Source organism: Pseudorhodoferax sp. Leaf265 (assembly GCF_001422365.1).
Taxonomy (GTDB): Bacteria; Pseudomonadota; Gammaproteobacteria; order Burkholderiales; family Burkholderiaceae_C; genus Pseudorhodoferax.
Map to the genome: position 1 here is coordinate 106737 of NZ_LMMT01000003.1, position 12742 is coordinate 119478.

Annotated in this window: 11 protein-coding genes; 3 read left to right on the top strand and 8 right to left on the bottom strand. The window is 70.3% G+C overall.

Going from position 1 to position 12742, the window contains the following annotated elements; genetic code table 11:
- The first annotated feature begins 59 nt into the window (after positions 1-59).
- Positions 60-908: an N-formylglutamate amidohydrolase gene (locus ASF45_RS05820; protein WP_056658421.1), complete on the top strand. Its 849-nt coding sequence runs from the start codon at positions 60-62 to the stop codon at positions 906-908.
- Complete coding sequence (locus tag ASF45_RS05825) at positions 908-2023, top strand: NAD(P)/FAD-dependent oxidoreductase (RefSeq protein WP_200932118.1); 1116 nt, start codon at positions 908-910, stop codon at positions 2021-2023. The genes ASF45_RS05820 and ASF45_RS05825 overlap by 1 nt, the downstream gene beginning before the upstream one ends.
- A gap of 12 nt (positions 2024-2035) precedes the next feature.
- Here ASF45_RS05825 and ASF45_RS05830 read toward each other — a convergent pair whose 3' ends face one another.
- The 3 genes from ASF45_RS05830 to ASF45_RS05840 all read right to left on the bottom strand — a co-directional run bounded on the left by ASF45_RS05830 (position 2036) and on the right by ASF45_RS05840 (position 5046).
- Positions 2036-2425 carry a hypothetical protein gene (locus tag ASF45_RS05830; RefSeq protein WP_156472863.1) on the bottom strand — a complete coding sequence of 130 codons (390 nt, stop codon included), beginning with the start codon at positions 2423-2425 and terminating at the stop codon, positions 2036-2038.
- A 108-nt stretch (positions 2426-2533) separates the two neighbouring features.
- Positions 2534-3925 (bottom strand): MFS transporter, encoded by a 1392-nt coding sequence (locus ASF45_RS05835; RefSeq protein WP_056658444.1) that lies wholly within the window; start codon positions 3923-3925, stop codon positions 2534-2536.
- Positions 3925-5046 (bottom strand): quinone-dependent dihydroorotate dehydrogenase, encoded by a 1122-nt coding sequence (locus ASF45_RS05840; protein WP_056658454.1) that lies wholly within the window; start codon positions 5044-5046, stop codon positions 3925-3927. Before ASF45_RS05840 ends, ASF45_RS05835 begins: the two co-directional genes overlap by 1 nt.
- 45 nt (positions 5047-5091) lie before the next feature.
- On the opposite strand from ASF45_RS05840, the gene rpiA reads away from it, so the two are divergent.
- Positions 5092-5787 carry a ribose-5-phosphate isomerase RpiA gene (gene rpiA / locus ASF45_RS05845; protein WP_056658463.1) on the top strand — a complete coding sequence of 232 codons (696 nt, stop codon included), beginning with the start codon at positions 5092-5094 and terminating at the stop codon, positions 5785-5787.
- Here the strand turns inward: rpiA and ASF45_RS05850 are convergent.
- The 5 genes from ASF45_RS05850 to ASF45_RS05870 all read right to left on the bottom strand — a co-directional run bounded on the left by ASF45_RS05850 (position 5784) and on the right by ASF45_RS05870 (position 12632).
- Positions 5784-6413 carry a glutaredoxin family protein gene (locus tag ASF45_RS05850; protein ID WP_056658472.1) on the bottom strand — a complete coding sequence of 210 codons (630 nt, stop codon included), beginning with the start codon at positions 6411-6413 and terminating at the stop codon, positions 5784-5786. The two genes, rpiA and ASF45_RS05850, sit on opposite strands and share 4 nt — an antisense overlap.
- Entirely contained in the window at positions 6413-8476 is a 2064-nt protein-coding gene (locus ASF45_RS05855) for a M3 family metallopeptidase (protein ID WP_056658786.1), read from the bottom strand. Before ASF45_RS05855 ends, ASF45_RS05850 begins: the two co-directional genes overlap by 1 nt.
- Positions 8477-8534: 58 nt before the next feature.
- Positions 8535-9386, bottom strand: coding sequence for a bifunctional methylenetetrahydrofolate dehydrogenase/methenyltetrahydrofolate cyclohydrolase FolD (folD, locus tag ASF45_RS05860; protein ID WP_056658481.1), 852 nt, complete (start codon positions 9384-9386; stop codon positions 8535-8537).
- Between the two features lie 64 nt (positions 9387-9450).
- Positions 9451-10074: a response regulator transcription factor gene (locus ASF45_RS05865; protein ID WP_056658486.1), complete on the bottom strand. Its 624-nt coding sequence runs from the start codon at positions 10072-10074 to the stop codon at positions 9451-9453.
- The gene (locus ASF45_RS05870) at positions 10071-12632 is read right to left on the bottom strand and encodes a PAS domain S-box protein (RefSeq protein ID WP_056658493.1); all 2562 of its coding nucleotides are present in this window, start codon (positions 12630-12632) and stop codon (positions 10071-10073) included. The genes ASF45_RS05865 and ASF45_RS05870 overlap by 4 nt, the downstream gene beginning before the upstream one ends.
- Between the last annotated feature and the right edge of the window lie 110 nt (positions 12633-12742).

A 12742-nucleotide genomic window follows, 5' to 3' on the forward strand; every position in this document is an offset into this window, starting at 1 on the left:
CAGGCGGAGGCGGGGGCGATGCGCGACTGCGCCTCGGGCGTGCTGCACAATCCCGCCCCATGTCCGCCGCCATCCTCACCACCGCGGGGACCACCCCGCTGGTTCTCGATTCCCCACACAGCGGCACGGTCTATCCGGCCGACTTCGACCATGCTTGCGACCCGCTGGTGCTGCGCCGCGCCGAGGACACCCATGTCGAAAAGCTCTACGACTTCGCGCCGGCGCTGGGCGTGGCCTGGATCGAGGCGCTGTTTCCGCGCAGCTACCTGGACGCCAACCGCGACGTGACCGAGATCGACCAGGCGCTGCTGGACGCGCCCTGGCCCGGCCCGGTCGCCACCGATGCGCGCGTGCTGTCCAAGGTGCGCCTGGGCAAGGGGCTGATCTGGCGCACCACCGACGAGGGCACGCCGCTGTATGCACGCAAGCTCACGGTGGCCGAGGTGCAGGCGCGCATCGCGCGTTGCTGGCAGCCCTACCACGCGGCCGTGAAGTCCGCCATCGACGCCGCGCACGCGCGCCACGGCTACAGCCTGCATCTGAACTGCCACTCCATGCCGGCCGTGGCCTCGCGCTTCGCGACCGATTTTCCGGGTCTGGCCCATGCCGATTTCGTGGTCGGCGACCGCGACGGCAGCACGGCGGGCGCGGCGGTGTCCGCCCGCATCGTCGAGCACCTGCGCAGCCTGGGCTACGACGTGGCCCACAACCACCCCTACAAGGGCGTCGAACTGGTGCGCCGCTACGGCGACCCCGCGCAGCAGCGCCACAGCGTGCAGCTGGAAATCAACCGCAGGCTCTACATGGATGAGAACACGCTGGCCCTGCATGCGGGCGCCGACGCCCTGAAGGCCCACCTGCGTTCGCTGGTCGCGCTGCTGTTGGCCACCGATCCGCGGAGCCTGTGATGGACCGCGTCGATTGCGTCGTCATCGGCGCCGGGGTCGTGGGCCTGGCCGTGGCCCGTGCGCTGGCGCTGTCACCGGCCTTTGCGGGGCGCGAGTGCATGGTGCTGGAGTCGGCCGACGCCATCGGCACCGGCACCAGCTCGCGCAACAGCGAGGTGATCCATGCCGGCATCTACTACGCAGCCGGTTCGCTCAAGGCGCAGCTGTGCGTGCGCGGCAAGGCGCTGCTGTACGCCTACTGCGCCGAGCGCGGCATTGCCCACAGCCGCTGCGGCAAGCTCATCGTGGCCACCGACGAGGCCCAGGTCGCCCAGCTGCAGGGCATCGTCGCCAAGGCCGCGGCCAACGGCGTGGACGACCTGGTGCTGCTCTCGGCCGAGCAGGCGCGCGCGCTGGAGCCGCAGCTGCGCTGCACGGCAGCCATCCACTCGCCGTCCACCGGCATCGTCGACAGCCATGGGCTGATGTTGGCGCTGCAGGGCGATTTCGAGAACGCCGGCGGCCTGGTGGCCCTGAACAGCGCGCTGGCGCAGGCGCACTGCACGGCAGACGGCATCGTGCTGACCATGGCCGACGGCACCGAGCTGCTGGCCGGCGCCGTGGTCAATGCGGCCGGCCTGTCGGCCCAGCTGCTGGCACGGCGCTTCGACGGGCTGGATCCGGCCCATGTGCCGCCCAGCCATTTCGCCAAGGGCAACTACTTCACGCTGGCTGGCCGCGCGCCGTTCAGGCGGCTGATCTATCCGGCGCCCGAGGCCGCTGGCCTGGGCGTGCACCTGACGCTGGACCTGGGTGGGCAGGCCAAGTTCGGCCCCGACGTGCAATGGGTGGACGACCCCGAAGACCTGGTGGTCGACCCACGCCGTGGCGATGGCTTCTATGCCGAGGTGCGCAAGTACTGGCCCGGCCTGCCCGATGGTGCGCTGCAGCCGGGCTACGCCGGCATGCGCCCCAAGATCCAGGCGCCGCACGAGCCGGCGCGCGATTTCGTGCTGCAGGGCCCGGCCGTGCACGGCGTGCCGGGGCTGGTGAACCTGTTCGGCATCGAGTCGCCGGGGCTCACGAGTTCGCTGGCCATCGGCGAGCAGGTCGCGCAGTTGCTGCAGCCGGCTTGAGCCGCTCGGCGCTCACAGCGCCATCGGCTGCGTGACTGGGAAGTCGCCGGCCGCCATCTGCCGCGCCGTCGCGGCCAGTGCCGCGCGGCGCGCGCGCAGGCGCTGCAGTTCCAGGGCCACGCCGGGGCCGAAGCCCTGGCGGTTGCCGCGGCGGTCGGTCTGCAGTTCGTCCAGGTAATCGATGCAGCGCATCGGCAGGGCCCACAGCGCGGCGATGTGGTTGAGCACCCGCGGATGGCGGCGCGCACACTGCTGCGGCCGCAGGGCTTCGGGCAGGCTTTTCATCCACAGCACGGTGAGGCGTTGCAGGGAGTCGTCCAGCGCGCCGTGGCCGCTGCGCTTGTAGCGCGGCACGACCAGCACCCTGGGCGCAGGCGCGGTGGGGCGGGCGGGGTGCTGCATGTGCGGGCAGGGAGTGGAGCCGCAGCCAGTCTAGGCCGCTTCCCGGTGGCGGCGGTGCACTGCACGGACGGACGGCAGCCGGGCGGCGACGGCCGCCACCGGTGCACTTCAGGTCCGCCTGGTGCGCAGCAGGCTGAACAGGCCGGCCCCGGCGGCCAGTGCGGCGGCCAGGCCCAGCGCCAGCTTGGCGCCGTCGGCATGGCCGGCCCGTGGCGCGGCCAGGCTGAACAGCACGGCCAGCAGCACCGCGCCGATGCTCTGGCCCGTGAGCCGCGCCGTGCCCAGCATGCCGCTGGCGCCGCCGGCACGGTGCGGCGGCGCCGAGGTCACGATCAGGTAGTTGTTGGGCGACTGGAACAGGGCGAAGCCGATGCCGCACAGCGCCATGCGCCAGGCGATGTCGGCGTTGTGCGGTTGTGCGGGCAGCAGCGCCAGCAGCGCCAGCCCGGTGGCCATGGTCCACATGCCAGCGCAGCCCAGCAGGCCGGGCTGCACGCGGCCGATCAAGCGGCCGGCGATCGGCGCTGCGACGATGCTGCCGAGCGGCCAGGCCGTGATCAGGAGGCCGGTGTCCACATGCGAGCGGCCGTAGCCGTCCAGCAGCAGGAAGGGCAGCGCGATGTTGGACAGCATCTGCGCGGCGAAGGCCGTGACCGAGCTGCCCATGGACAGCGCGAACACGCGGATGCGCAGCAGGTCGACCGGGAACAGCGGCACGGCCTGGCCAAGCTGGCGCCGCACGTAGACCACGCCCACCGCCAGGCCCACCGCGATGAGCAGCACCGACTGCAGTGCCACGCCGGGTTGGCGGGCGCGCGTGCCGAGCTGGTCCACGCCCAGGAAGACCAGCGCGAACATGGCGGCGTTGAGCCCCACGTCCAGCAGAGACAGCCCGCCCTTGGCCAGCGGCAGCGGGTTGGCCGGCAGCGCACGCAGGCCCAGCAGCAGCAGCGCGGCCGCAACCGGCAGGTTGATCGCGAACAGCCAGGGCCAGCTGGCGACCGAGAGCACAGCCGCGGCCACGCTGGGGCCGGCCACCGAGGCCACGGCCACGGTCATGGAATTGATGGCGATGCCGCGGCCCAGCAGCGCGCGCGGGTAGGTCAGCCGCACCAGCGCCGAGTTGACGCCCATGACGCCGGCCGCGCCCATGCCCTGCAGCGCACGCGCCGCCACCAGCGTGGGCAGGTCGCGCGCGAGCACGCAGCCCAGCGAACCCAGCAGCAGCACGGCCACGCCGGCGAGGTAGATGCGGCGGTAGCCCAGCAGGTCGCCCAACTTGGCGCAGGGCAGCAACAGCACCAGCACGCCGAGCTGGTAGGCGTTGACGATCCAGATCGCATCGGAGGCCGGGCGGTTCAGGTCGCGCGCGATGCCGGGCAGCGCGAGGTTGACGATGGTGGCGTCCAGCACCGAGATGCCGATGCCGAGCAGGATCACCGCCATCGACCAGTAGCGGGCCGGCGTCGGCAGGCCGTCCCCGGGCTCTGCCGTGGACATCAGGCCTTGCGGTCGCGGATCGCCTGGGCGGCCTCGCGCACCAGCGCCGGGCCCTGGTAGATCAGGCCGGTGTAGATCTGCACGAGGTCGGCGCCGGCCTCGATCTTGGTCAGCGCATCGCGCGCCGACAGCACGCCGCCCACGCCGATGATGGGAAAGGCCGGGCCCAGTGCCTGGCGCAGCTGGGCGATCACGCGGTTGCTGGCGGCCAGCAGCGGCGCGCCGGACAGGCCACCGGTTTCTTCGGCATGCGGCAGGCCCTGCACGCGGTCGCGCGCCAGCGTGGTGTTGGTGGCGATCAGGCCCCAGCCCAACTGGTCGGCGGCGTTGTCGGCGTCCGCGTAGCGCTTGAGCGTGGCGGCGATCACGGCGACCTGGGCTTCATCCAGGTCGGGCGCGATCTTCACGAACAGCGGCACGCGGCGCAGCTGCGTGCGGCCATCAGCGCTGGTGCTCGCATGTTCGCGCGCAAGCAGGGCGCGGCGCTCGGCCAGCGCGCCGAGCAGGGCGTCCAGCGCGGCGTCGGCCTGCAGCGTGCGCAGGTTCTGCGTGTTCGGGCTGGAGATGTTGATCGTGACGTAGTCGGCGTGCGGGTAGACGCCCGACAGGCCCGCGAGGTAGTCGTCGGTGGCGCGTTCGGTGGGCGTGGCGGCGTTCTTGCCGATGTTCAGGCCCAGCAGCATGGGCTTGCCGGCCTGCTGGCGGAACTTGGCCCGCTGCACGTTGGCGATGAAGGCGTCCAGCCCGTCGTTGTTGAAGCCCAGCCGGTTGATCAGCGCCTGCGCCTGCGGCAGCCGGAACATGCGCGGCTTGGGGTTGCCGGGTTGGCCCAGCGGCGTGACCGTGCCGACCTCGACGAAGCCGAAGCCCAGCGCGCCCAGCGCATCGATGCAGCGGGCGTTCTTGTCCAGGCCGGCGGCCAGGCCCACACGGTTGGGGAAGTGCAGGCCGGCGACGGTGACGGGGTCATCGACGCGGCGGTCGCACCAGGCCCAGGACAGCGGTGTGCCATGGGTGCGGGCCAGGGCGGACATGGTGGCGTCGTGGGCGGCTTCGGCATCCAGGCCGAACAGCAGGGGCCGGGCCAGGGCATAGGTGAGCCGGGTCGGTAGCAAGGGCATCGGATAATTCTCGGCCAGTTCTCAACAAACGCCGGATTCTCCCAGATGACCTCCAACGCTTCGCTGTCGCAAGACCAACTCAAGGCCCTGGTGGGCCGCGCCGCCCTCGCTTACGTGGTGCCGGGCGAGATCCTGGGGGTGGGCACGGGCTCCACCGTCAATTGCTTCATCGATGCGCTGGCCGAAATGCGAGACCAGATCCCGGGCGCGGTGTCGAGCTCGGAGGCCAGCACGGCGCGGCTGAAGGCGCTGGGCATCCCGGTGTTCGACGCCAACGCCGTCGGCGAACTCGCCGTCTATGTGGACGGTGCCGACGAGATCGACGGGCAAGGCCACATGGTCAAGGGCGGCGGCGCCGCGCTCACGCGCGAGAAGATCGTGGCGGCCCAGTCGCGCCGCTTCGTCTGCATCGCCGATGCGTCCAAGAAGGTGCCGGTGCTGGGCCGCTTCCCGATCCCGGTGGAGGTGGTGCCGATGTCGGCGCAGCAACTGGTGCGCCGGTTCGCCGCGATGGGCGGCCAGGCGACGCTGCGCCAGGCCAAGGATGGCAGCGGCCCGCTCGTGACCGACAACGGTCAGCACATCCTGGACGTGGCCGGCCTGGCCATCGCCGACCCGCTGGGCTTCGAGACCCAGGTCAGCCAGTGGCCCGGCGTGGTCACAGTGGGCGTGTTCGCGCACCAGCGCGCCCAGGTCTGCCTGCTCGGCACGCCCGAGGGCGTGCAGACGCTGACGTTCTAAAAGACGATGCCGGCCGGGTTGGACGGAGCCCGCGCCGGTGCGGGCGCCGGCGCCGCGGCCGTGCGGGGGGGCGCCGCTTCCGTGGGTTCGGCCGTGCGCACGGCCACCAGCGGCTGCGCGGGCGGCATCCGGTAGCCGGCCGGCAACTGCGAGCTGCGCGGGTAGCCCGCGCTGTCCAGGTACTGCGTCCATTCGCCGGGCGCGAAGCCCTTGAGCCGCTGGCCGCCGATCGTGACCACGGGCAGGCTGTTGTCGCCCGACAGGCGGCGCAGGGCCTCGATGTCCTCGTTGCTCTGCACCGTGCGTTCGCTGAACGGCACGCCGCGTGCGGCCAGCAGTTGGCGCGCGCTGTCGCAGGGCGCGCAGTCGCTGCCGGTGTACAGCGTCACCGGAAAGCGGCCCGCGGTCTGCCGCAATTCGTAGGGCAATGCGGTGGGGGCGGGCGGAATGCCGCCGCGGCTGGCCGTCGTCGCGGCTTGGGTGTCGCTGGTGATGGGCCGGTCGGAGAAGGTGACGCGGCCATCCGGTCCCACGCTGCGGTACACGGCCTGGGCCGAACACAGGCCCGCGGCCAGCAGCAGCGCCGTGGCCACGGCGTGCTTGCCGGCGGGCGCGGCGCCCGACATCAGGCCATGCCCTGGTGGCGCAGCAGCGCGTCCAGCGTGGGTTCGCGGCCGCGGAAGGCCTTGAACGACTCCATCGCGGGCCGGCTGCCGCCGGCCTCGAGGATGGCCTCACGGTAGCGCCGGCCGGTCTCGATGCTGGGCAGGCCGTCCGGGCCCGCGGTCTCCTCGAAGGCGGCGTAGGCGTCGGCGCTCAGCACTTCGGCCCACTTGTAGCTGTAGTAGCCGGCCGCGTAGCCACCCGCGAAGATGTGGCTGAAGGTGTTGGGCGTGCGGCTGAACGCGGGCGAGGGCAGCACGGCCACCTCGGCGCGCACGCGAGCCAGCAGCGCCATGAAGTCGGCATCGGGCGCGTGCTCGGTGTGCAGCAGCATGTCGAACAGCGAGAACTCGATCTGGCGCAGCGTCTGCATGCCGCTCTGGTAGTTCTTGGCAGCCAGCATCTTGTCGTACAGCGCGCGCGGCAGCGGCTCGCCCGTGTCCACGTGGGCCGTCATGTGGCGCAGCACGTCCCACTCCCAGCAGAAGTTCTCCATGAACTGGCTGGGCAGTTCCACGGCGTCCCACTCCACGCCGCTGATGCCGGACACGTCGCGCTCGTCCACCTGAGTCAGCATGTGGTGCAGGCCGTGGCCGAACTCGTGGAACAGCGTGGTCACGTCGTCGTGCGTGAGCAGCGGGGGCTTGCCGTCCACGCCGGCCGCGAAGTTGCAGACCAACTGCGCCACCGGGGTCTGCAGGCGGCCGTCGTCCGGACGCAGCCAGCGTGCGCGCACGTCATCCATCCAGGCGCCCCCGCGCTTGCCGCTGCGCACCGAGGGGTCGAGGTAGAACTGGCCGACCAGTTGCGGCCCTGCGTCGTTCCGGCCGGCCTGGGCTGCCGCACGCTCGATGCGGTAGAACTCCACGGTGGGGTGCCACACGGGCGCGTCGTCGCGCCGGATGCTGACCTCGAACAGCGTCTCGATGATCTTGAACAGCCCGGCCAGCACCTTGGGTGCCGGGAAGTACTGTTTGACCTCCTGCTCGCTGAAGGCGTAGCGGGCTTCCTTGAGCTGCTCGCCGATGTAGCTCCAGTCCCAGGGCTGCGGGTCGGCCAGGCCGAGCTTCTCGGCGGCGAAGGCGCGCAGGTCGGCCACGTCCTTCTCGGCATAGGGCCGGGCGCGCTGCGCCAGGTCGCGCAGGAAGCCCGTCACCTGCGCCGGCGAATCGGCCATCTTGGGCACGACCGAGACCTCGCCGAAGTTGGCGTAGCCCAGCAGCTGCGCCTCTTCCTGGCGCAGCGCCAAAATCTCGCGGATCAGTGCAGTGTTGTCGAATTTGGTCGCGTCACCCTCGGCTTGGTCGGAAGCGCGCGTGGCGTAGGCACGGTACAGGCGTTCGCGCAGCGCGCCGCTCTTGGCGAACTGCATCACGGGCAGGTAGCAGGGCAGCTTGAGCGTGAGCTTGAAGCCGGCCTGGCCCTCGGCTTCGGCGGCGGCGCGCGCGGCCTGGCGCACGTCCTCGGGCACGCCGTCGAGTTCCTCGGCGGTGGCGTAGTAGGCATAGGCGTCGGTGGCGTCCAGCGCGTTCTCGCTGAACTTCTGCGACAGCTCGGCCTGGCGTTCCTGGATCGCTGCGAAGCGCTCCTTGGCCGCGCCGGTCAGCTCGGCGCCGCTCAGCACGAAGTTGCGCACCGCGTTGCGCAGCGCCTGTTGCTGGGCCGGCGTCAGCGCCTTGGCGTCGATGGCCTTGTACTTGGCGTACAGGCGTTCGTCTGCGCCCAAACGGGTCCAGAACTCGGTGACGCGCGGCAGCGCCTCGTTGTAGGCGGCGCGCAGCTCGGGCGTGTCGGCCACGGCATTCAAATGGCTCACGGCGCCCCAGGCCCGGCCGAGGCGCTCGGTGGCGGTGTCCAGCACGCGCGAGATGGCGCTCCAGTCGGCCGGGAAGTCCGGCGCCGTGGCCTGCTCCAGCGCCGCGCTGGCTTCGTCCAGCAACTGGTCGATGGCGGGCGCCACGTGCTCGGGCCGGATCTGGTCGAACAGCGGGAGGTCGGAGAACGAGAGGAGGGGGTTGGACTGCATGCAGGGCATTTTGCGCCAGCCCCGGCAATCACAAGCCCTGGATGCGGCTATCGCGTCCTTAGGCTGCAGCGCGCTCGGCTGCTTCCAGCGTGTTGACCAGCAGCATCGCGCGCGTCATCGGGCCGACGCCGCCCGGCACGGGCGTGATCCAGCCGGCGATCTGCTTGACGCCCTCGAAGTCCACGTCGCCGCAGAGTTTGCCTTCGGCATTGCGGTTCATGCCCACGTCGATGACGACGGCGCCGGGCTTGACCATGTCGGCCGTGAGCAGGTTCTGCTTGCCGACCGCGGCGACGACCACGTCGGCCTGGCGCGTGAAGGCCGCGAGATCCGGCGTGGCGCTGTGGCAGACGGTGACCGTGGCGCTCTGCGCCAGCAGCATCATGGCCATGGGCTTGCCGACGATGTTGCTGCGGCCGATCACCACGGCGTGCTTGCCGCGCAGGCCGTAGCCGATGGATTCCAGCATGCGCAGGCAGCCGTGCGGCGTGCAGGGCCAAAAGCCCGGCTGGCCGACCATCAGCGCGCCGGCGCTGGCGACGTGGAAGCCGTCCACGTCCTTGGCCGGCGAGATCGCCTCGATGACCTTGTTCGCGTCCATGTGCTTGGGCAGCGGCAGCTGCACCAGGATGCCGTGCACGGCAGGGTCGGCGTTGAGCGCGTGGATGCGCGCCAGCAGGTCGGCCTCGGCCAGGTCGGCCGGGTGGCGTTCCAGCGTGGCCTTCAGGCCGGTCTCGCTGCTGTCGTTGACCTTGTGCTTGACGTAGACCTGGCTGGCCGGGTCGTCGCCGACCAGCACGATGGCCAGGTGCGGCTGGACGCCGCGGGCCTTCAGGGCGGCGGTGCGGCCGGCCACGTCGGCACGGATCTGGCGGGCGAGGGCATTGCCGTCGATCAGTTGGGCTGTCATGGGGAATCTCCAAGAACAACGCCCGCCAACCGGACGGTGGACGGGCGCTGCGGGGTGGGGTGGGTCAGGCTTTGGCGGCCTGGCCCAGTGCGATCTTGAGCAGGTCGGCCACGGTGTTGGCGTTCAGCTTTTCCATGATGTTGGCGCGGTGCGCCTCCACGGTCTTGATGCTGATGCCCAGGTCGTCGGCGATCTGCTTGTTGAGCCGGCCGGCGACGATGCGTTCGAGCACCTGCGATTCACGCGAGGTCAGCTTGGACAGCAGCGCACCGCGGCTGGCGGCCTGCTGGTGGTCGGTGAAGGCATCCTTGGCGTGGTCCAGCATGCGCTCGACCAGGGCCACGAGTTCCTCTTCCTTGAACGGCTTCTGGATGAAGTCCATGGCGCCCTTCTTCATCGTGTCCACCGCCATGGGCACGTCGCCGTGGCCGGTGATGAAGACGATGGGCAGCGGCGACTTGCGTTCGATGAGCTTGTCCTGCAGTTCCAGGCCGGTCATGCCGCCCATGCGGATGTCGACCAGCAGGCAGGCCACTTCGCGTGCGTCGTAGCGCGACAGGAAGGCCTCGGCCGATTCGAAACAACGGACGCGGTAGTCCTTGCCCTCCAGCAGCCACTGGAGCGAATCGCGCACGGCTTCGTCGTCGTCGACAACATAGACCGTGCCTTTCTTGGGGATCAGGCTCATGCGGGTACTCCGGGGTTCTTGGCTGTATTGGCTGGATTTGGCAGGGCGTTGGCAGCTTTCGCCAACGGGATCCAGAAGGAAAACCGGCACCCCATGCACTCGGGGCCATTGTAGATATTCTCGGCCTGCATCCGGCCCAGGTGCGATTCGACGATGGAGCGGCACAGATTGAGGCCGATGCCCATGCCATGCGCCTTGGTGGAGAAGAAGGCTTCGAACAGGTGCTCCATGACCTCGGGCGCCAGGCCCGTGCCGGTGTCGGTGACGATGAACTCGATGCCGGGCACCTCGGACTCCTGGCGCGGCAGCACGCGCATCTCGATGTTGCGCCGTGCGGGCGGCCGCTCGGCCGAGTCGATGGCCTCGGCCGCGTTGCGCAGCAGGTTGACCAGCACCTGCTCGATCAGGATGGGGTCGACCATCAGCGGGGGCAGGCGCGCGGCGACGTAGTGGCTCAGGCGCACGTTGCGCCGGCGCAGTTCGATGCCGGCCAGCTCGACGGATTCCTGCACGATGTCCTGCACGTTGCTGAGGCTGCGCTGCGGCTCGCTGCGCTTCACGAAGGACTGGATGCGGTGGATGATCTGGCCGGCGCGCTGGGCCTGGCGCGAGGTCTTCTCCAGCGCAGCCAGCAGATCCTCGTGCGCGATGCCGTTGCCCTTGATGCGCGACACCATGCCGTTGCAGTAGTTGGTGATGGCCGCCAGTGGCTGGTTCAGTTCGTGTGCAACGCTGGAGGCCATCTCGCCCATGGTGATCAGGCGGCTGGAGGTCTGGGCGCGCTCGGCATGGTGCGCGGCCTGTTCCTCGGCCTGGCGGCGCTGGGTGATGTCGGTGGCGATCACCATCTGCACGAGCCGGCCGTCGACCCAGCTCAGGTAGCGCGCCCGCACTTCCAGCCACTTGCCGAGTTCGGGCACTTGGATCTCGGCGCTTTCGGCGTCGCTGGTCGTCAGCGAATCGGTGGGCAGGCCGGCGTAGGCATCCACATCGTCCAGGTGCTCGTCGTTGGGCGGGGTGGTCGGCATGCCGGCGCGCACCACCAGGCTCTCGTGGCCGTGGGTCTGCGCGCCGAACCATTGCCGGTAGAGCTTGTTGGCGAACAGCAGTTCGGGGCTGCCCAGCGGCGCCACCGACACCGCAGCGTCCAGCGCTTCCAGCACGGTGGTGAAGCGTTCGTAGGAGGCCGACAGCTGCTCGCGGATGCGGTTGGGCTCGGTGATGTCGGTGATCGAGGCCATCCAGCCGGTCTGCTTGCCCACGGCATCGATCAGCGGCGAGATGTACAGGCGCGCGTCGAAGATGGAGCCGTCGCGCCGCTTGATGCGCAACTGAAAGCCCGAGGGCGTGCTGCGGCCGTTGAGCTCGTCCTCGAGCCGCGCGATCAGGTACTCCAGGTCTTCCTCGGGCCAGTAGGGGAAGGGCGCGGTGCGGCCCACCAGTTCGCCTTCGCTCCAGCCCGTCATCTGGCAGAAGGCCGCATTCACATAGGTGATGCGGCCTTGCAGGTCCATGGCGCGCATGCCGGTCAGCATGGAGTTCTCCATGGCGCGGCGGAAGTTGGTCTCGGCCATCAGCGCCTGCTGGGCCTGTTGGCGCTTGCGCGTGTGGCTCCAGCTGCCGATCAGCATCCAGGCCGTCAGCACCGACAGTGCGCCGACCAGCCAGAACAGCCCGCTGCCGACCACGCCCTGCGAAGTGCGGTAGGCCTGGGCGCGCAGCACCAGGCCGTTTCCGACCGGCGAGACCGGGATTTCGTAGGGCTCGGCCTGGCTGGACCAGGGCAGCAGGCGCGAACCGGAACTGGGCTGCGGCATGACCGTGCCGGCCAGCATGCGCCCGTCGCTGGCCACCAGGGCCACGGCGTACTTGTTCAGCACCTCGGCCGGCACGCCGTGGCGCAGCAGCGCGTCGGTGCCGTACTCGGCCAGCACCACGCCGGCGAAGCGGCCGCGGTCGGTCAGCGGGATGTGCAGTTGCAGCAGCGGCGTCGGGTCGCCGGACGTGCCCAGCGGCTGGCCGTAGACCGGCTGGTGCAGGTCGCGCGCCAGGCTGAAGTTGGTCTCGGTCTCGCCCGGGCGCAGCACGTCGTCCACCATGCGCATGAGCGGCGTGTGCAGGCTGGGCGCGGCGTAGCTGGTCTTGATGCGGCGGCGCTCGTCGATCCAGCTGACCGCCTGCAGCTCGGGGTACTGCGAGATCAGCGACTGCGAACGGCTGACGAACTCCTCGACATCGATTTCCTCGTTGGCGACATCGCGCGCCACGCGCATGAGCTGCTCCTGGCGCTCCAGCAGGCGCAGGCGGATCTGCTGTTGCGCGTACTCGACATCGCGCTTGACGGCCTCCTGCTCGCGGTCGATCTCTTCCAGTCGCAGATAGAGAAAGGAGGAGGCGATCGCCGCCAGGAACAGCACCACGGCGACCAGCGGCGCGAGCGCCGCGAAACGGTCCTGCCGGTGCGGCGCCTGACGCACCCACCAGGCGCGCCAGGGCTTGCGCAGCGGGGCTGCGGCGGGCCTCGTCGCCGGCGTCTGATCAGGGGGGGGAACGCGCATGGGCGGCAGTGTATGTGAGGGTTTGCAGCAGTTGCCCATCAACGGGCATGGTGTGTCGAATGGCCGGGACGTCCACCACTTCGATATTTCACAATGTAGAATTGTAAATT

Bases quoted from the DNA above. Each gene is read 5' to 3' on its own strand.
- ASF45_RS05820 (WP_056658421.1), top strand. From the start codon at position 60: ATGTCCGCCGCCATCCTCACCACCGCGGGGACCACCCCGCTGGTTCTC.
- ASF45_RS05825 (WP_200932118.1), top strand. From the start codon at position 908: ATGGACCGCGTCGATTGCGTCGTCATCGGCGCCGGGGTCGTGGGCCTG.
- ASF45_RS05830 (WP_156472863.1), bottom strand. From the start codon at position 2,425: ATGCAGCACCCCGCCCGCCCCACCGCGCCTGCGCCCAGGGTGCTGGTC.
- ASF45_RS05835 (WP_056658444.1), bottom strand. From the start codon at position 3,925: ATGTCCACGGCAGAGCCCGGGGACGGCCTGCCGACGCCGGCCCGCTAC.
- ASF45_RS05840 (WP_056658454.1), bottom strand. From the start codon at position 5,046: ATGCCCTTGCTACCGACCCGGCTCACCTATGCCCTGGCCCGGCCCCTG.
- rpiA (WP_056658463.1), top strand. From the start codon at position 5,092: ATGACCTCCAACGCTTCGCTGTCGCAAGACCAACTCAAGGCCCTGGTG.
- ASF45_RS05850 (WP_056658472.1), bottom strand. From the start codon at position 6,413: ATGTCGGGCGCCGCGCCCGCCGGCAAGCACGCCGTGGCCACGGCGCTG.
- ASF45_RS05855 (WP_056658786.1), bottom strand. From the start codon at position 8,476: ATGCAGTCCAACCCCCTCCTCTCGTTCTCCGACCTCCCGCTGTTCGAC.
- folD (WP_056658481.1), bottom strand. From the start codon at position 9,386: ATGACAGCCCAACTGATCGACGGCAATGCCCTCGCCCGCCAGATCCGT.
- ASF45_RS05865 (WP_056658486.1), bottom strand. From the start codon at position 10,074: ATGAGCCTGATCCCCAAGAAAGGCACGGTCTATGTTGTCGACGACGAC.
- ASF45_RS05870 (WP_056658493.1), bottom strand. From the start codon at position 12,632: ATGCGCGTTCCCCCCCCTGATCAGACGCCGGCGACGAGGCCCGCCGCA.